We start from the raw sequence: 18933 nt of genomic DNA, 5'->3' as shown, positions 1-18933 counted from the left end.
CTTGTTGTGGGTGGAGTAACCTTTCCAGCGTAAAGGCTGAAACGTATCGAGTGATGAGACGTTTAACAGCTCGAACATATGACGCTTGAAACGTTACTGCATCAGGGCAACAGACGTGAAGCATGACGGGAGTGCTATCGCGGTTAATGCGCTAGCAACACCCATCCGGGCTTAGTCTGGTTTTCGTGTTTTGTCCCTGTCATGTATGTTGTTTATGGTTCATGAAGGAAAGCCCATTCAATGAGTATCACGCCTAAATCTGCATATCGACGAATTCTTCTTAAGCTTAGTGGCGAAGCCCTGATGGGCGATGAAGGGTTTGGCATCGACCCGAAAGTGCTTGACCGTATGGCTCAGGAAATTAAAGAACTCGTTGAACTGGGCGTGCAGGTCGGTCTGGTTATCGGTGGCGGTAATCTGTTTCGTGGCCAAGGGCTTGCTGAAGCCGGAATGAACCGAGTGGTAGGCGACCATATGGGGATGTTGGCAACCGTGATGAATGGTTTAGCCATGCGTGACGCCCTACACCGAGCATTTGTTAATGCTCGCCTGATGTCCGCTATTCCGCTTAATGGTGTATGTGATGCCTACAACTGGGCCGAAGCGATCAGTTTATTAAAGTCGGGGCGCGTGGTAATTTTTGCTGCGGGCACGGGAAATCCTTTCTTTACGACCGACTCTGCCGCTTGCCTCAGGGGCATAGAAATCGAAGCAGATGCTGTTCTGAAAGGGACTAAGGTCGATGGTGTATTCAGCGACGATCCGGTGAAAAATCCAGATGCAGTATTACACAAACGGCTCAGTTATCAGGAAGTGTTAGAAAAAGAACTTAAAGTCATGGACCTGGCTGCATTCACGCTAGCCAGAGACCATAGCCTACCCATTCGAGTCTTTAATATGAACAAGCCCGGCTGCTTGCGTCGCGTTGTGCTTGGTGAAGATGAAGGTACACTGATAGATAAAATGGACGTACTTGACTAGATGGTTTAACCGCAAGGCATTCATGTTAGGCGCAAATAAAAACAAGAGGAAAATGACGTGATTGAAGAAATTCAGGCAGATGCTGAACAGCGTATGGAAAAAAGTATCGCTGCGTTAAAAAGTCAGTTCAGTAAAATCCGCACAGGGCGCGCGCATCCCAGCCTTCTGGACAGCATTCATGTATCTTACTATGGCGCAGATACGCCGCTTAAGCAGGTGGCCAATGTAGTAGCCGAAGACTCTCGTACGTTGGCGCTTACTGTATTCGATAAAAGTGCCATCCAGGCCGTTGAAAAGGCCATCATGCAATCTGATCTGGGGCTAAACCCAATGAGTGCGGGGACCACAATCCGCATTCCCTTACCACCGTTGACAGAAGAGCGTCGTAAAGACCTTATTAAGGTTGTGCGAGGCGAGGCGGAACAAGGACGCGTGTCTATTCGTAACATCCGCCGCGATGCCAACAGTGATGTGAAAGAACTGCTCAAAGAAAAAGAAATCAGTGAAGATGAAAGCCGGGTCGCGGAAGAAAATATTCAGTCAATCACTAATGACTTTATTAAGAAGGTTGACGCGATGTTGGTTGATAAAGAAAAAGAATTGATGGAAGTGTGATTGACACAGAATACCCACATGCAACAGCAGGCGAGTGAGACGTCAGCATCAGAAGATCATCAAGGTTCTGATGCAAGCGCAGACAATATGCCCAAACACGTTGCCATTATTATGGATGGCAACGGACGCTGGGCGAGGCAAAAAGGTAAAATACGCACCTTTGGTCACAAAGCCGGCGTTGATGCCGTGCGTGAAGCGGTAAAATATGCACGCAAGAATGGTATTCAGGCGCTAACACTGTTTGCTTTCAGCAGTGAAAACTGGAAGCGTCCTGCTGAAGAAGTCAATGTGTTAATGGAACTGTTTAATCTAGTATTGAACAGCGAAGTAAAACGTCTTAACAAAAACGGCGTACGGCTAAAAGTGATTGGTGATACCCGTCGTTTTGATACCAAACTGGTTGAAAAAATCGCTAAAGCAGAGCTGCTCACTGCGGCAAACGACGCATTAACGCTCAATATCGCCGCTAATTATGGCGGACGCTGGGATATTGTCGATGCCGCCAGACAGTTGGCAGAGGATGTCGCTGAGGGAGTGCTTCAGCCATCCGACATTGACGAAAGCACGTTTGACAACCACACGTCGCTGGCATCACTTCCTGACCTTGACTTGTTGATCCGCACTGGCGGCGAACACAGGATAAGTAATTTCCTGCTTTGGCAATGTGCTTATGCAGAGTTCTATTTTACAGACGTGTTGTGGCCAGATTTTAATGAGTCGACGTTTGCCGCCGCGGTAAAAGATTATGCTGAACGGCAGAGAAGGTTTGGTTTAACCGGCGAGCAGGTTGTGACAAACTAACGCGTCACCCCTGTCAGCTAATTACAATAAATACAGAAGAAACGACAGATATGCTCAAACAACGGATCATCACTGCGCTGATCCTCGCCCCACTGGCCCTGATTGCCATTCTTTTCCTCCCACCGCAGGGCTTTAACATTGTCATTGCGCTGGTCGTGGCACTTGGCGCGTGGGAATGGGCAAATATGTCAGGTATTCATGCGCGTCCAGCCAAGGGACTTTATACGCTATTCATCATAGCTTGCTGCTTTGGCCTCAGTGCCACGGTACCGGAGGGCATGGTCTGGTATCAGGGGCAGTTGAACAGCACCTATCAATATGTGCTTGGTAGTGCTGCAGTATGGTGGCTGATTTCGCTGTTCATGATTATCGCATACCCCAAATACAGCGCGTTTTGGCAGCGTTCAAATCTCATACGTAGCGTGTTTGGTGTGCTGACATTAGTGCCAACCTGGGTGGCAGTGGTCACCCTGCGAACCAGCTTATATGAAATTGACCCCTATTATGGTGCTTCGCTGATTTTTTACGTACTCGGTATCGTGTGGGCTGCAGATATAGGCGCATTTTTTGTCGGGGTAAAGTTTGGACGTCACAAATTGCGCCCTCGCGTATCACCAGGAAAAACGCTGGAAGGTTTGTTGGGAGGCATTGCAGCGTCATCGGCAATCATTGCCTTTGCGGCGTTACACTATCAGGTGGAGCCCTCGAGGATCTGGCTGCATCTGCTTATTGGCGGTCTGACAGTCGGCGTGTCAGCGCTTGGTGACCTGAATGAAAGTATGTTTAAGCGCTGCGCCGGGATCAAGGATAGCGGCAAGCTGCTGCCCGGTCACGGTGGTGTACTAGACCGCATTGATAGTCTTACCGCTGCATTCCCGGTATTCGCCTTCTGTTACGTCACCTGGATGGCCTGATGCAAACCATCACCGTGCTGGGCGCGACAGGCTCAATTGGATTGAGTACGCTGGATGTGGTGAATCGTCACCCTGACCGTTATCGGGTTTTTGCGTTAACGGGAAATCAACAGTACAAACAATTGATTGATCTGGCCAAGCAGTGTGCTGCTCGCTATGTAGTGATAGCTGATGAGAGCTACTATCCGCAGGCTATTGAGTATGCCGGCGAGGTATCCTTAGGTGCTGACGTTCTAACTGGCTCTCTGGCCCTTCAACAAGTTGCCAGTGCCGCAGAAGTTGACTGTGTAATGGCGGCCATTGTGGGGGCCGCTGGCCTGTTACCGACACTTGCTGCGGTAAAAGCGGGCAAACGTGTTCTGCTTGCCAATAAAGAGTCACTGGTCATGTCGGGTGAATTGTTTATGCAGGCTGTCATCGATCACAACGCAACGCTATTACCGATAGACAGTGAACATAACGCTATTTTTCAATGCCTGCCGCAAGATTTTACCCGAGCGCAGCTGACGGATTCGGGCATCTCAAATATCTTGCTGACCGGCTCTGGCGGTCCGTTTTTGCATATTCAGGAGTCTGAGTTGGTGTCAGTAACACCTCAACAGGCATGTGCTCACCCTAATTGGGAGATGGGACGTAAAATATCGGTCGACTCGGCGACCATGATGAATAAAGGGTTAGAGTTCATCGAAGCCTGTTGGTTATTTGGCTTGCAGGCGGATGACATTAAAGTCGTTTTGCACCCTCAGAGTGTGATCCATTCGATGGTGCAATATATTGATGGTTCGGTTATTGCGCAAATGGGGAACCCTGATATGCGCACCCCTATCGCTTACGGTCTGGCCTATCCGCACAGAATCCATGCCGGCGTTGATGCGCTGGACTTTTCTTCAATCAGTGCGTTCACCTTTGATAAGCCCTGCCCGCAGCGCTATCCAAATTTGTATCTTGCTATTGACGCGTTTAAGCATGGACAGTATGCCACAACGGCGTTGAATGCGGCGAACGAAGTGGCAGTAGACGCGTTTCTGGCAGAGCAAATTAAATTCACCGATATCGCGTCAATCAACGAATCCGTACTTAATTCAATTGAACCTGTACAGCTGACAAGCATCCAAGATGTTATTGAATTTGACGCGCAAGCCCGCAGCGTAGCGCGCCGTATACTAACAGGGATCATGGCATGATTGCATTTGTCTGGAGCCTGATGTCGTTTATCGTCGCCTTGGGGATCCTGGTTGCTGTCCACGAGTGGGGACATTTTTACGTGGCCAGGCGTTGTGGCGTGAAAGTCGAGCGCTTTTCGATTGGCTTTGGGAAACCGCTTTGGCGCACTCATGACAAACATGGTACTGAATTCGTTATCGCTGCGATCCCGCTTGGTGGTTATGTGCGCATGCTGGACGAGCGTGTGGACCAGGTGAGTGAGGCCGATTTACCCTATGCATTTAATCGTCAATCGGTGGGCAAACGCATTGCAATTATCGCTGCCGGACCGTTGACCAATTTTATTTTCGCCATTTTTGCATTGCTGTTGATGTATCTGATTGGACTACCCACAGTAAAACCAGTGATTGGTAATATTGAAGCGCAATCAATCGCGGCCCAGGCAGGGCTTCCTGATGCAGGGGAAATCACAGCGATAGGTGGCCAGCAAACCGCCGATTGGGAAGACGTGAATCTGGAATTAGTGTCGCATATTGGCAAAGATGCTATGCAGGTAACGGTGCTCAGAACTGAAGGTTATACTCAGGATTACACACTGGATTTGCGCGACTGGTCGTTTGACCCTGACAGCCAGTCTGCGCTGGCCAGTCTTGGTATTCAACGGTTCACCCCTGACGCAACAACTGAGATTACCTACGTCGCTGAAAATTCAGCCGCACAGCGAGCTGGCTTCAACGTTGGCGATAAAATTATTGCCATGGATGGAACTCTGCCGCAGAACTGGCAACAAATAGTAGACTATGTCAGCGCTCGACCCGGGCAGATGCTCAGATTTGAGGTCGGGCGGGGTGGAGACATCGTATCCCTTGATGCGACAATAGGTACGCGAGAAAACGATCCGTCAATCGGTTATTTAGGATTGGCGCCGCGTTATGAAGAGTGGCCTGAGGGTCATGTATTCATTCACCAGTACAATCCCATAAGCGCGCTACTGAAAGCGACAGATAAAACCTGGCGCTGGATGACATTAAGCGTTGAGATGATCGGAAAGTTAATTACCGGCGATGTGTCGGTAAAAAACTTGAGTGGTCCTATCTCAATTGCTCAGGGCGCGGGGGTGAGTGCAGGGTACGGGTTAGTCTATTTTTTGAGTTTTTTGGCATTAATCAGCGTGAATTTGGGAATTATTAACCTTTTGCCCTTACCAATGCTTGATGGTGGCCATCTACTCTATTATTTTATAGAGCTTTTAACCGGACGGCCCGTGCCAGAGTCCGTGCAGGAAGTGGGATTTAAAGTGGGTGGAGTACTGCTATTGATGCTGATGTCCATTGCCATTTTTAACGATATCGCACGCCTGTCATGAGCGAGAACAACGCCAGTACGCATAAATAACGTGCGCTCAGGAAGAATATTAATAAATGAAGTTTAGACAGTTAGTTGTAGCAGGTTTGCTACTGTCCAGTGCCAACGCCTTTATTCCAAATGCTGCCGAGGCAAGTTCAGACGCAGAGTTTGTTGTTCAGGATATTCGAGTCGAAGGTTTGCAGCGTGTCGCATTAGGAGCGGCGCTTACCTATTTGCCTGTTCAGGTGGGCGATACTATGAACAGCTTCCGTATCACGCAGTTGATCCGGTCACTGTACAGTTCGACTCACTTTGAGAGCATTGAGATCTTACGCGACGGAAGCACGCTGGTGGTGCGCGTCCGTGAACGGCCTACAATCAGTAACATCATCTTTGAAGGTAATGATGACATCAAAGACGAGCAGTTGCAGCAGAGCCTGGACGATAACAACATCCGCGTTGGCGAGCCGCTGGATAAAACGTTGCTCACCGGTATTGAAAATGGCCTGAAAGACTTTTTCTACAGCATTGGTAAATACAATGCTGACGTCACCGCAATTGTGACGCCTCTACCGCGCAATCGTATTGACCTTAAGTTCCTGTTTGAAGAAGGGGATGCCGCCAAGATTGAGCAAATAAACATTGTTGGCAACAAAGTGTTTCCCGACAATGAGCTGCTTAATCAGATGGAGCTGAAATTTAATACGCCATGGTGGGACCTATTGTCTGAAACCCGTTATCAGAAGCAAACGCTGACAGGTGACATGGAAACCCTGCGCAGCTATTACATGGACCGAGGCTATCTGCAGTTCAATATCGACTCCACTCAGGTATCGATGACGCCGGAAAAAGACGGCATTTATATCACCATGAATGTCAGTGAAGGAGAGCAGTATAAGATCTCTGAGGTGGAACTGGTCGGTGATCTGCTAGGTTACGAAGACTATCTAAAAGCACTTATGCCACTGACACCGGGTGAACTCTACAATCAAGCCCTGGTTACCTACAGTGAAGAATTTATTAGTAAGTACTTGGGACGCTTTGGCTACGCCTATCCGGACGTAACAACCATCCCTCAGATTAACGAAGACGACAAAACCGTTAAGCTGACCTTGTCGGTTGACCCTGGCAAACGTATTTACGTGCGTCGCATCAATTTCAAAGGCAATAACATTACCGCTGATGATGTGCTGCGTCAGAACGTCGTACAGATGGAAGGCGCCTGGTTATCTAACGCGTCATTGGAATCTTCAAAGAATGCGTTATCGCGTCTGACCTATATGGAAGAGGTCGATTTTGAGACCGTGCGACTACCCGGTGAAGACGACAAGGTTGATATAGACTTTACGGTAAAAGAACAGCCATCTGGTTCATTTAATGCGGGTATCGGTTACGGTGACAGAACGAAACTAAGTCTACAGGCGGGTATACAGCAGGACAACTTCCTGGGTACCGGCAAGCGCGTGGCCTTTAATGTCAGCACCGTGAGGTTCCAGCAGACCGCACAGATCTCCTACACCGACCCATATTTCACCATAGACGGTATCAGTCTCGGCGGGAGTATCGGTTACTCTGAATTTGATGCGGGTAATGCAAACCTAATCCAGTTCAACAGTAAACAATGGTCATTGGGTGCCAACATTGGCTATCCCATTAATGAATTCAACCGGATTAATTTCGGTCTGACTTACAACAGTGTCGAGCTGTCACAAGTCTCTAACTATGAGCAGACGCAGCGCTTTTATAATCAGTTTGCTGATCCAAATGATCCGGATGCGCCAATTGACTACAACAGCCTAGTAGCGGCTGTGAGCTGGAGCCGGACGACGCTAAACCGCGGTATTTTCCCTACCGCCGGTTCATCACAGCGGGCGTCAATAGAGGTTACTGCGCCAAGTTCAGATGTGAATTACTATAAAGCGATCCTTGATGCTCGCTTTTATTTCCCATTAACCAATGACCAGCGTTGGTCAGTGTTGGCCAGAGCACGTTTCGGCTATGGTAATGGTTTCGGCGATATTAATGGTAATGACCAGATTCTGCCGTTTACCGAGAACTTTACGGCCGGTGGTAGTGGTACACTGCGTGGATTTGAAAATAATACTGTCGGTCCTCGTGGTGTGCAGCGCATACCAGGGAGTCCGATTACAGGTCCTAATGGCGAGCAGATCTTGCCTGGGCCTGAGTTTGACACCATCTTTATTACACGGCGCTCGCTGGGTGGTAATGCGATGGCGCTTGGTGGCGTGGAGCTGATAGTTCCTACACCGTTTGTTGAAGAAGATTTTGATAATTCAGTGCGTACCAGTTTCTTTGTCGATGTGGGCAATGTATGGGACACTGAGTTCAATTACGATCTGTACAAAGATCTTGAGTTTGATGTGCGTAACCCCGATGATCAGGCATTGTTAGATTACAGTGACTGGTCGCTGTTCCGTTCATCTGCTGGTTTGTCTATCCAATGGCTGTCTCCGATGGGGCCTATGGTGTTTAGCTTTTCGCGCGCCATTCAGGAGAGAGACGGCGACGATGTTAGATTCTTCTCATTTAACATTGGCCAGACATTCTAATTATAATACGACGCAAGACGTGCAGATTACGTTTTCACTAAGTTAAGTAACAGGAGTTTCCTTTGAAACGATTTGTCAAAACACTTGCCGCAGCAGCGGTAGTCAGTAGTGCAGTGATGGCCACGCCGGTTATGGCAGAGCAGAAGATTGCAGTTGTTGATGTGCAGGGCGTATTCCGCTCATTGCCGCAAGCCGCAGAGATTGCTCAGAAGATCACAGATGAGTTCAAAGAGCGCACAGAGGAACTGCGCAAAATTGAAGGCGACGGTAATTTTCTGGTAGAAAAACTGCAGCGAGAAGCGCCCACCATGAGCGAACAGCAGCAGCAGGAACTGCGTGATCAAATCATCGCTTTACAGCAGCAGCTTCAGGAAAAAGGTCAGCCTCTGCAGCAGGAAATCCAGCAGCGCAGAAACGAAGAACAGGGCAAGGTGCTCGGTCTTATTCGTCAGAGCATTGAGCAAATTGCTGCATCACAAGACTATGACATGGTGCTGAATGCCAACGCGGTTATTTACGCTAAGCCTGATGCTGATATCTCAAACCAGGTGTTAGAACAGGTTAGCAAGATTAACTAAAGAGCAGTCACTGACGGGGTAATACCAGTTGGTATACCTCGTTGGTCAGACTTGTTTTTTAGGGATAACGGCGTATCTTGAGCGGCTTTTAGTACTGACTAAGCCCTGTGCAGCTTAAGTCCAAGGAGTGAGATCGTTGAGTTCGCAATTACATCAGGCAGACATTCAGGAAATCCTATCGCTGCTGCCACACCGTTACCCGTTTTTATTGGTCGATCGCGTTACCGAGTTCGAACCGGGTAAGTCAATCAAGGCCTACAAAAACATCACCATTAATGAGCCATGTTTCAATGGTCATTTTCCTGGCAAACCCATTTTTCCGGGCGTACTCATTCTTGAGGGGCTTGCACAGGCAGCCGGTTTACTCGGATTCAAAACGATGGGTAACTCAGATCAGCTTTACCTGTATGCAGGTATAGATAACGCGCGCTTCAAAAAGCCTGTTGTGCCCGGCGATCAACTTGAGTTCCATGTTGAACTGGTTAAGGAACGACGCGGTATTTGGAAATTCAAGGGAGCCGCACTGGTCGATGGCGGCGAAGTGTGTAATGCTGAATTTATGTGTGCAATGAGAGAAATATAACTCGTGATCCATCCTACTGCGATTATTCACCCTTCAGCCAAGCTGGCAGATAATGTCAGTGTCGGCCCGTTCTCGCTTATCGGCGAGAATGTGACGATTGGCGAAGGATCGGTCATCGCCTCGCATGTCGTTGTCAAAGGCGAGACGATTATTGGTAAACGCAATAAGATTTTTCAATTCTGTTCAATCGGTGAAGACTGCCAGGACAAAAAATATGCTGGCGAGCCTACCCGACTCGACATCGGTGATGACAACGTATTTCGCGAGGGCGTTACCGTGCACCGCGGCACAGTGCAAGACGATGCACTGACTCGAATCGGCTCCAGAAATTTGTTTATGGTTAATGCGCACGTCGCCCACGATTGTAAATTGGGCGATGACAACATCATGGCCAACAATTCAATGATTGCCGGCCATGTTCACCTTGGTGACCACGTGATATTGGGCGGTGCTACAGCGGTGCATCAGTTCTGTCATATCGGTTCACACAGTTTCACTGGCGGCGGTGCCGTGATTTTGCGCGATATCCCACCCTATGTAATGGTTAGTGGCACCAAGCACATTCCTCAGGGCATCAACTCTGAAGGCTTAAAAAGACGTGGTTTTGACAGTGCGACAATCATGCAGATAAAGCGTGCCTATAAAGTACTGTATAGAAGTAACCTCAGAGTCGATGAAGCGGTCAGGGAGCTATCAGAGATGGCTAAAGACACGCCTGAAGTTGGTTTGCTTGCCGAGTTCGTTGCTCATGCGCCGCGCGGCATTATTCGCTGATTAATGCCCTCCAAATCTTTAAAAATTGGTATCGTTGCCGGCGAGGCTTCAGGCGATATTCTCGCTGCCGGTGTCGTCGCCAGCTTAAAAAAGCGCTTTCCTAACGCACAATTTATCGGCGTGGCTGGTCCCAACATGCAGGCACAGGGAGTACAGAGCCTGTTTGATATGGAACAGCTGTCGGTGATGGGACTGGTTGAAGTGCTTGCAAAACTTCGTCACCTACTGGCATTGCGAAAGCAGGTCATCCATTATTTTCTCAATGACCCACCCGACGTCTATATTGGCGTCGATGCGCCCGATTTTAACTTAACCGTTGAAAAACATCTCAAGCAGGCCGGCATTCCTACGGTGCATTATGTCAGCCCTACCGTCTGGGCGTGGCGTGAAAAACGTATCCATAAAATTGCCGCGGCGACGGACCTGGTACTAGGGCTGTTTCCATTTGAACACGAGGTTTATGAGCGCTATGGGCTTGGCTACCGCTTCGTTGGCCACACTATGGCAGATTTGATACCCATGTGTCCTGATAGAGAGGCAGCCCGTGAAGCATTGGATATTGCGCCAGACGTGCCGCTGATTGCGCTGTTACCGGGAAGCCGTGGTGCTGAAGTGAATAACCTGCTGCAAATTTTTGTCGACACCGCGCAGCGCCTCAGCGACAACATTGATAACCTGAATGTCATCATTCCTGCGGTCAATCCTCGCCGACGTGAACAAATTGAGCAGATCCTTGCACAGTGTTCCACCAGTCTGCCCATTCATATTACGGATTTACCCGCTCGACAGGCGATGATTGCTGCAAACGCGGTGTTACTGGCCTCAGGGACAGCGACACTGGAAGCGATGCTATGCAAACGGCCGATGGTAGTGGCCTATAAGATGAATGCGCTGACCCATATGATGATGAAGCGTCTGTACAAACCTGATTATTTTGCCTTGCCGAATATCCTGGCGAATAAACCCTTAGTACCAGAGTTTTTGCAGCAGGATGTGAATCCACAAAATCTTGCTGACCACCTGCTACCCATGTTGATGTCAGCTGATGAAGCACTCATCGACGCGTTTAATGAGCAGCATCGGCGTTTACAGCAAAATGCGGATGAGCAGGCTGCAGAGGCGGTGGCTGAACTTATTGCTGCGAGGCAAGGAGCGTGTTGATCGCAGGCGTGGATGAAGTCGGTAGAGGACCGCTGGTTGGCGATGTGGTCACCGCCGCAGTAATTCTGGATCCTCTGCGGCCAATAGAAGGCCTGGATGACTCAAAGAAGCTGTCAGAGAAAAAGCGACTGGCACTGATGCCCCTGATCAAAGCTAATGCGCTTTGCTGGGCTATTGGCAGGGCGAGCGTTGCAGAGATTGATAAACTCAATATACTGCACGCAACCATGCTGGCGATGACGCGAGCAGTAGATGGACTGAGTGTTCGACCAGACAAAGTGTATGTTGATGGCAACCGGTTGCCTCAGTGGCACTATCATTCTGAAGCAGTGGTCAAAGGCGATAGCCTCTATCCGCAAATAGCGGCGGCCTCGATTCTTGCCAAAGTAACCAGAGATGCAGAAATGGCAGAGTTGCATGAATTGTATCCCCAATACGGTTTTGCCGACCATAAAGGGTACCCAACCAAGCAGCACTTGCAGGCATTATCGCAACATGGTCCAATTCAACAACATCGCATGAGCTTCAAACCAGTACAGCGCGCTATTCTGACCAACAACAATAATTTTTTATGATGCAAACGCCATTCATTCACCTCCGTGTGCACAGCGATTTCTCAATGCTTGACGGTTTAAATAAGGTCAAGCCTATTATTGCGAAAGCAAAACAGTTGGACATGCCAGCCATTGCGGTGACAGACCAGATGAACCTTTGTGGTCTGGTGAAGTTTTATGGTGAATGTCACAACAATGGTATTAAACCCATTATTGGTGCTGATTTTTGGGTACGAAGTGATGAGGCTGGTGACCAGCTTACCCGCCTGGTGTTGTTAGCGCAGGATAATCAGGGCTACAAAAACATCACCTTGCTGATTTCCAAGGCATATCAGCGAGGCCATATTCAAAATCGTGCGGTCATAGACCGTGACTGGCTGGCTGAGCATGCTGATGGTGTGATCATACTCTCGGGAGGGTTGCATGGTGAACTCGGCCTGGCCCTGTCAAAGGGGAACCTTGCCATCGCACAACTGGTGACAGAGTTTTACCAGACACATTTCCCGGATCGTTGCTACATCGAACTGATGCGCACCGGTCGTGCCGGTGAGGAAGATTATCTACACAGTGCGGTGGAGTGGGCCGAACAATATGGCTTGCCGGTGGTGGCAACCAATGAGGTGTGCTTTATTGAACAGGAAGGCTTTGATGCTCATGAAATCAGAGTTTGTATCCATGACGGCTTCACTCTGGACGATAAGCGCCGCCCAAAACGTTACAGCCCCCAACAATATATGCGCAGCGCTGAGGAAATGGTCGAACTTTTCAGTGATATTCCCGAAGCACTGCAAAATACCGTAGAGATCGCCAAACGTTGTAACGTTACGGTTAAGCTGGGTGAGTACTTTCTGCCCAAGTTCCCTACCGGCGGTATGTCTGATGAAGACTATCTGGTCAAAGTATCAAGAGAAGGGCTGGAAAAGCGACTTGCGTTTCTGTTTCCCGACGATGCAGAACGTGCAGAAAAACGTCCAGCTTATGACGAGCGTTTGGAGATTGAGCTTCAGGTTATCAACCAGATGGGGTTTCCTGGCTACTTCCTAATCGTAATGGAATTTATTCAGTGGAGTAAGGATAACGGCGTGCCGGTTGGTCCTGGTCGGGGCTCAGGAGCCGGTTCTCTGGTTGCCTATGCGCTGGAGATCACCGATCTGGACCCGCTTGAATTCGATCTACTATTTGAACGTTTTCTCAATCCGGAACGTGTTTCGATGCCCGACTTCGACGTTGACTTCTGTATGGATCGTCGTGACGAAGTGATTGACCACGTGGCGGATTTGTATGGCCGCGACGCGGTGTCACAAATCATTACTTTTGGCACCATGGCGGCCAAAGCCGTAGTGCGCGACGTTGGCCGCGTATTAGGGCATCCATACGGGTTCGTTGACCGCATTTCTAAATTGATACCGTCCGATCCCGGCATGACCCTGAGTAAAGCGTTTGAGGTCGAGCCTCGTCTTCCTGAGCTATACGATCAGGATGAAGAGGTCAAAGACCTTATCGACATGGCGCGGATTCTTGAAGGTGTCACCCGTAACGCCGGTAAACACGCCGGTGGAGTGGTCATCGCGCCGACCAAAATTACTGATTTTGCGCCCTTGTACTGTGACGAAGAAGGTCATAACCCGGTTACACAGTTTGATAAGAATGACGTGGAAACCGCCGGTTTGGTGAAATTCGATTTCCTTGGCCTAAGAACACTGACCATTATTCAGTGGGCCATCGATATGATCGCATCGGGCAAGGGTAAGCAAATTGATATCAATGCCATCCCACTGGCGGACCGCAAAAGCTTCGCCATGCTGATGCGAGCGGAAACGACTGCGGTATTCCAGCTTGAATCCCGGGGCATGAAAGAGCTGATAAAGCGGCTCAAACCAGACTGCTTCGAAGATATTATCGCACTTGTTGCGTTATTCAGGCCGGGCCCATTGCAATCGGGCATGGTAGATAACTTTATCGACCGAAAGCACGGACGGGAGAAAATATCTTACCCGGATGCTGAATATCAGCATGAATGTCTGCAGGAAATCCTGGAGCCTACCTACGGCATCATTCTTTACCAGGAGCAGGTAATGCAAATTGCCCAGGTGATGTCCGGATACTCACTGGGTGGTGCCGACTTGTTGCGCCGTGCTATGGGCAAGAAAAAACCTGAAGAAATGGCCAAACAGCGCGCCATTTTTGAAGACGGCGCGAAAAATAATGGTATCGACCCTGACCTGGCGATGAAAATTTTCGACCTGGTTGAAAAGTTTGCTGGCTATGGATTCAACAAATCACATTCTGCTGCCTATGCGTTAGTGTCGTATCAAACCCTGTGGCTAAAAGCCCATTACCCCGCCGAATTTATGGCGGCGGTAATGTCAGCTGATATGGATAACACTGACAAAATAGTGACCCTGGTTGATGAGTGTAATCGCATGGGTCTGACTATTCTGCCGCCGGACCTGAACAGTGGGCGTTATAAGTTCACCGTCAACGAAGATGGTCAAATTGTGTACGGTATCGGCGCGATTAAAGGTGTCGGTGAAGGACCTATCGAGGCGATTATTGAGGCGCGTGAGCAACATGGTTCGTTTAAGGACCTGTTTGATTTTTGCACCAAAGTCGATTTGAAGCGTGTCAATCGTCGGGTATTGGAAAAGCTTGTATTGTCCGGAGCGATGGATAATTTGGGCCCGCACCGTGCGTCAATTATGGCTACGCTACCTGAAGCGATGGCAGCTGCTGACCAGCATGCAAGAGCCGAGTCATATGGTCAAACAGATATGTTTGGTTTGCTGACGACGGAGCCGGAACAGGTCAAAACGGCCTTCGCTGATGTGCCAAAGTGGCCTGAAAAGGTGTGGCTGGATGGTGAAAAAGAAACACTGGGTTTGTATCTCACTGGGCATCCTATCAATCAGTACAATGAGGAACTGAAACACTACATCAACGGCCGTTTAGTGGACTTACGACCAACCGGCAAGGATGTACAGATCACTGCTGCAGGTCTGGTACTTGGCGTACGTGTGATGACGAATAAAAAGGGCCGGCGCTGGGCGATCGTCACTCTGGATGACAAAAGCGCGCGCATTGACGCTCGCTTCTTTCCTGACATGTATGAACAGTTTGAAGAGATTCTGCAACCAGACCGGGTCTTGCTGATCACCGGACAGGTCAGCTTTGATGACTTTTCCGGGGGCAATACAATAACAGCACGTGATGCCATGGACATTGTTCAGGCCAGAGAGAAAAACGCAAAATGTTTAGCCATAGACGTCAGTACAGACTGGTGTAATGATGCGTCAGTGTCTAAACTGCAAGCAATATTGCAGCAATATCAAGGTGGTAGCTGTCCGGTGAGTATGCATGTTGTGCACCCTGATGCCGAAGTAACGCTGGCATTGGGCGCAAATTGGTTTGTGACACCAGATGACCAGCTTCTGCACGATTTAAAACAATGCCTTGGTGAACAAAGCACGCGATTAATGCTGCACTAAGTGTCGCAGTACGAGATTAGAATAAACGCAACATAGCGTCGACCGATTGGGTGATAAATGAGTTTACAGTTTCTGGAATTTGAGCAGCCTATTGCTGAACTGGAAGCAAAAATTGAAGAACTTCGACTGGTAAACCAGGGCGGAGAGTTTGACGTTAGTATTGAAGAAGAGATCACTCGCCTCCGTGAGAAAAGCGCCGAGCTGACTAAAAAAATATTTTCCAATCTCGGCGCATGGCAGGTTTCTCAACTAGCTCGTCATCCTATGCGTCCCTACACCCTGGATTATATTCCCCGTATTTTCACTGATTTTGATGAATTGGCCGGTGATCGCGCATACGCGGATGATAAGGCTATCGTCGGAGGTCTGGCGAACCTGGATAATCAGCCTGTGATGGTCATTGGTCATCAAAAAGGGCGTGATACTCAGGAAAAAGTGCGTCGCAATTTCGGTATGCCAAAGCCTGAAGGATATCGAAAGGCGCTGCGCCTGATGAAAATGGCGGAGCGGTTCAACCTGCCGATCATTACTTTTATCGACACGCCCGGAGCCTACCCCGGAGTAGGCGCTGAAGAACGTGGTCAGAGTGAGGCGATTGCGCGTAATTTGAAAGAGATGGCCGAGCTTACGGTACCAGTGATCTGTACGGTAATCGGCGAGGGCGGCTCCGGCGGCGCGTTGGCAATCGGTGTTGGCGATCGAGTGAATATGCTGCAGTTCAGCACCTATTCGGTCATTTCCCCCGAAGGCTGTGCGTCTATTCTTTGGAAAAGCGCTGAAAAAGCTCCTCTGGCTGCTGAAGCCATGGGCGTTGATGCAGAAAAAATCAAATCGCTTGATCTGATCAATACCATCGTTGAGGAGCCTCTTGGTGGCGCCCATCGCGATCATGACAGTATGGCCGCAAACTTAAAGGCGACGATCAAGCAACAGCTATCTCAGCTGAAGTCCCTGTCAGTAGACGATCTGCTCGCTCAGCGCTACGAACGCATTATGTCATTCGGCTATTGCTAGTCGTTTTAGTGTCGCGTTAGGCAAAGCGAGTGGACCTCTTACGTCATTTACAAGACGCATTAGACTCATTTGCTGGCTCTCCCATCTACGTGGCATACAGCGGTGGTTTAGATTCACAGGCACTGCTGTATGCCTGCTATCTTTTGCGCCGCGAAGGCGTGGTGCATGATCTGCACGCTATCCATGTTAATCACGGACTCAGTAAAAACTCAGCAACCTGGCAGCAACACTGCAAATCACAGTGTGATGCGCTTGACGTTCCGCTCGTAGAGATACCTGTTCAGGTCGCACAGGCAGCTCGGATCAGTATTGAAAGTGCAGCCAGAGACGCCCGATACGACGCATTTGAGCGCGTGTTGCCTGACCACGCACTGCTATTGCTTGCCCATCACGCTGATGACCAGTTAGAAACCTTTCTTTTGCAGCTCAAACGCGGCGCCGGGCCCAAGGGGCTAAGCGCTATGCCGGCGCAGCTTAATTGGTCACAAGGGCGAACGGTTGTCAGACCATGGTTGGCTTGTAACCGGGAGGACATCAGGCAGTTTGCAGATTTCCATGCGTTGCAGTGGCAGGAAGATGAATCCAATGCCAACGAACGCTTCGAGCGTAACTTTATCCGTCACCAGATCACACCCTTGTTACGCCAGCGCTGGCCTTCGATTACCCGCACGGTGTCTCGAAGTGCCATGCTGTGCGCAGAGCAGCAGGCCCTGCTTGATGATGTCGTCAATGAAAAACTCGCTAACATGCAGGGCGAGGATGGTGCGGTATGTTGTCAAAAGCTATCTGCCGTGACGCCCGCCTGGCAGCGTCAACTGGTGCGTGCCTGGTTGCAGGAGCAAGCAATAAAGGCACCGCCGAAGGCACTGCTCGAGCGACTGGACGAACTGCTTGACGCAAAACCTGATGCCAATCCAATCCTGCAGTGGCAGCACTGGCAGCTGAGACGTTATCAGCAGCGATTGTATGTGATTGATAGTCGGCAATGTCAAAAAATGCCCACAGTCCCATTGCAGTGTGTAGACGGATTGACGCTATTTAATGGGGCATTCTCACTACGCACGTCAGGTCCAATGCCTGAATATTTTGCGCACGCCAAGATTGGTCAGGTAAATGAAGCGCTTGTTGTTGAAAGAGGCCAGCAGCAGCGTCCGATGCCAGTCAGAAAGTGGTTGAAAGGCCAGTGTATACCGCCATGGTGGCGTGAGACCTATCCGGTGATCAGCATAGAGAAACAAGCGATCGCCTTTATCAATCAGCATGGTGACATTGTATTTACTGGTGAACACGAGTACCAGGCAGCGCTGACTGATTACCTGACAGTATTGAGGAGCGAGTAGGGCAAGTGCTTGCCGCAGTATGGGCAAGCACGAGACATATTAGCCTTTCCTATGCCGCCATATGGTTGTGTCGTTTTTCTTTCTTCGCCCGGTACATTGCAATATCCGCGCGCTCAAACAAAGAGCATGCGTCATCCTCTGCGTCCGCAATGGTGCTACCGATACTGCACGAGATAAAGTGTTTGTTTAGGATAGGTGACTGTCCCATTGCATGTGTGATGCGTCTTGATATCAGCGCATTTGTCTCAACTGTGCTACCCGGCAGCAAACAGCAAAATTCATCGCCACCAAAACGGAATGCATAATCAGCCTCACGCAGACAGTCACGCAGAACGTTTGCCATTGCGACCAGCACCTGATCGCCTTCCTGATGCCCAAAGGTATCGTTTACTGCTTTGAATTTATCCAGATCAATCACCAGAATGCCTAGACTCTGGCGCTGTCGTTCACACAGGCTGAGCATATGTGTCAGTGTCTCTTCATAGCCACTGCGGTTACCCAGTCCGGTCAGCATGTCTCTGGTCGCAGCCTGCCTCGCGTGATGATAGGCAAGGGCATGCTGTAATGCCTGCGCAAAGTGAGCATGAAGTTGCTGTAATATCTGCTGATGGCGATACCCCAGGTCCTGTTCAAAATGGTATGTCACTGATGCCACGGCTCCACCTTCCGGCCCGCAGGTGAGAGTAAATGGATAGTCCAGCCCTTCAACTTCCCCGATGGAAAATTTTCCCTGCTGGTATTGCACAGTCAAACTGGCCAGAGGGACATATTGACGCATGGACTCATAGCACAGTGTGCATAGTTTTCTAAGCTCAATAGTCGATAGCATAACGCTTAAGAAACCATTGGCCTGAGCATCGGTTAATGTGTATTGATCGGTATTGAGATCAAAAAAGCCCGGCTCGACTGTGCTATCGTAGTTGTGAACAGAGTAATCCAATGCTTTCTCCCGCCAAATTCTTGGCACCAGACGATGCCTATCGCTATTGTCAGGGGATAATGCAAATGGCGTGCCGACACGTTTTCTAAAATCTGAAACGACCTGAAGGATA

General features: G+C 49.5%; 16 protein-coding genes. 15 read left to right on the top strand and 1 reads right to left on the bottom strand.

Annotation, left to right across the window (positions count from 1 at the left end):
- Positions 1-240 precede the first annotated feature (240 nt).
- From pyrH to tilS, 15 genes are all read left to right on the top strand, one after another.
- Positions 241-981, top strand: coding sequence for a UMP kinase (pyrH, locus tag G441_RS0106985; protein ID WP_026375686.1), 741 nt, complete (start codon positions 241-243; stop codon positions 979-981).
- A 57-nt stretch (positions 982-1038) separates the two neighbouring features.
- The gene (gene frr / locus G441_RS0106980; RefSeq protein ID WP_026375685.1) at positions 1039-1596 is read left to right on the top strand and encodes a ribosome recycling factor; all 558 of its coding nucleotides are present in this window, start codon (positions 1039-1041) and stop codon (positions 1594-1596) included.
- An 87-nt stretch (positions 1597-1683) separates the two neighbouring features.
- The gene (gene uppS, locus G441_RS0106975; RefSeq protein ID WP_240485099.1) at positions 1684-2397 is read left to right on the top strand and encodes a polyprenyl diphosphate synthase; all 714 of its coding nucleotides are present in this window, start codon (positions 1684-1686) and stop codon (positions 2395-2397) included.
- A gap of 50 nt (positions 2398-2447) precedes the next feature.
- Entirely contained in the window at positions 2448-3311 is an 864-nt protein-coding gene (locus G441_RS0106970) for a phosphatidate cytidylyltransferase (protein ID WP_026375683.1), read from the top strand.
- Positions 3311-4495, top strand: a complete 1185-nt coding sequence (ispC, locus tag G441_RS0106965) for a 1-deoxy-D-xylulose-5-phosphate reductoisomerase (protein WP_026375682.1) — start codon at positions 3311-3313, stop codon at positions 4493-4495. Before G441_RS0106970 ends, ispC begins: the two co-directional genes overlap by 1 nt.
- On the top strand, positions 4492-5841 hold the full coding sequence (rseP, locus tag G441_RS0106960; protein WP_026375681.1) for a sigma E protease regulator RseP: 1350 nt from the start codon (positions 4492-4494) through the stop codon (positions 5839-5841). Before ispC ends, rseP begins: the two co-directional genes overlap by 4 nt.
- Before the next feature lie 55 nt (positions 5842-5896).
- Entirely contained in the window at positions 5897-8392 is a 2496-nt protein-coding gene (bamA, locus tag G441_RS0106955) for an outer membrane protein assembly factor BamA (protein WP_026375680.1), read from the top strand.
- Between the two features lie 62 nt (positions 8393-8454).
- The gene (locus G441_RS0106950) at positions 8455-8970 is read left to right on the top strand and encodes an OmpH/Skp family outer membrane protein (protein WP_026375679.1); all 516 of its coding nucleotides are present in this window, start codon (positions 8455-8457) and stop codon (positions 8968-8970) included.
- A gap of 136 nt (positions 8971-9106) precedes the next feature.
- Positions 9107-9553: a 3-hydroxyacyl-ACP dehydratase FabZ gene (gene fabZ / locus G441_RS0106945; protein WP_026375678.1), complete on the top strand. Its 447-nt coding sequence runs from the start codon at positions 9107-9109 to the stop codon at positions 9551-9553.
- 3 nt (positions 9554-9556) lie between these two features.
- Positions 9557-10327, top strand: a complete 771-nt coding sequence (gene lpxA / locus G441_RS0106940; protein WP_026375677.1) for an acyl-ACP--UDP-N-acetylglucosamine O-acyltransferase — start codon at positions 9557-9559, stop codon at positions 10325-10327.
- 3 nt (positions 10328-10330) lie between these two features.
- Entirely contained in the window at positions 10331-11488 is a 1158-nt protein-coding gene (gene lpxB, locus G441_RS0106935; protein ID WP_026375676.1) for a lipid-A-disaccharide synthase, read from the top strand.
- On the top strand, positions 11482-12063 hold the full coding sequence (rnhB, locus tag G441_RS0106930; protein ID WP_026375675.1) for a ribonuclease HII: 582 nt from the start codon (positions 11482-11484) through the stop codon (positions 12061-12063). Before lpxB ends, rnhB begins: the two co-directional genes overlap by 7 nt.
- Positions 12063-15527, top strand: a complete 3465-nt coding sequence (dnaE, locus tag G441_RS0106925; RefSeq protein ID WP_026375674.1) for a DNA polymerase III subunit alpha — start codon at positions 12063-12065, stop codon at positions 15525-15527. Before rnhB ends, dnaE begins: the two co-directional genes overlap by 1 nt.
- A 57-nt stretch (positions 15528-15584) precedes the next feature.
- Positions 15585-16541, top strand: coding sequence for an acetyl-CoA carboxylase carboxyl transferase subunit alpha (gene accA, locus G441_RS0106920; protein ID WP_026375673.1), 957 nt, complete (start codon positions 15585-15587; stop codon positions 16539-16541).
- A 29-nt stretch (positions 16542-16570) separates the two neighbouring features.
- Complete coding sequence (gene tilS / locus G441_RS18140; protein ID WP_051275398.1) at positions 16571-17881, top strand: tRNA lysidine(34) synthetase TilS; 1311 nt, start codon at positions 16571-16573, stop codon at positions 17879-17881.
- A gap of 49 nt (positions 17882-17930) precedes the next feature.
- Here the strand turns inward: tilS and G441_RS0106910 are convergent, their stop codons facing one another.
- Positions 17931-18821 carry a GGDEF domain-containing protein gene (locus G441_RS0106910; RefSeq protein WP_026375672.1) on the bottom strand — a complete coding sequence of 297 codons (891 nt, stop codon included), beginning with the start codon at positions 18819-18821 and terminating at the stop codon, positions 17931-17933.
- Positions 18822-18933 lie beyond the last annotated feature (112 nt).

It is taken from the genome of Aestuariibacter salexigens DSM 15300, assembly GCF_000429145.1.
GTDB classification, from domain to species: domain Bacteria; phylum Pseudomonadota; class Gammaproteobacteria; order Enterobacterales; family Alteromonadaceae; genus Aestuariibacter; species Aestuariibacter salexigens.
The sequence above is the reverse complement of the archived record's forward strand: the minus strand, read 5'-3'. Positions and strand labels throughout refer to the sequence as shown.

Excerpts from the sequence above, each read along its gene's own strand:
- pyrH (WP_026375686.1), top strand. The coding sequence starts at position 241 with ATGAGTATCACGCCTAAATCTGCATATCGACGAATTCTTCTTAAGCTT.
- uppS (WP_240485099.1), top strand. The coding sequence starts at position 1,684 with ATGCCCAAACACGTTGCCATTATTATGGATGGCAACGGACGCTGGGCG.
- G441_RS0106970 (WP_026375683.1), top strand. The coding sequence starts at position 2,448 with ATGCTCAAACAACGGATCATCACTGCGCTGATCCTCGCCCCACTGGCC.
- ispC (WP_026375682.1), top strand. The coding sequence starts at position 3,311 with ATGCAAACCATCACCGTGCTGGGCGCGACAGGCTCAATTGGATTGAGT.
- rseP (WP_026375681.1), top strand. The coding sequence starts at position 4,492 with ATGATTGCATTTGTCTGGAGCCTGATGTCGTTTATCGTCGCCTTGGGG.
- bamA (WP_026375680.1), top strand. The coding sequence starts at position 5,897 with ATGAAGTTTAGACAGTTAGTTGTAGCAGGTTTGCTACTGTCCAGTGCC.
- lpxB (WP_026375676.1), top strand. The coding sequence starts at position 10,331 with ATGCCCTCCAAATCTTTAAAAATTGGTATCGTTGCCGGCGAGGCTTCA.
- dnaE (WP_026375674.1), top strand. The coding sequence starts at position 12,063 with ATGCAAACGCCATTCATTCACCTCCGTGTGCACAGCGATTTCTCAATG.
- accA (WP_026375673.1), top strand. The coding sequence starts at position 15,585 with ATGAGTTTACAGTTTCTGGAATTTGAGCAGCCTATTGCTGAACTGGAA.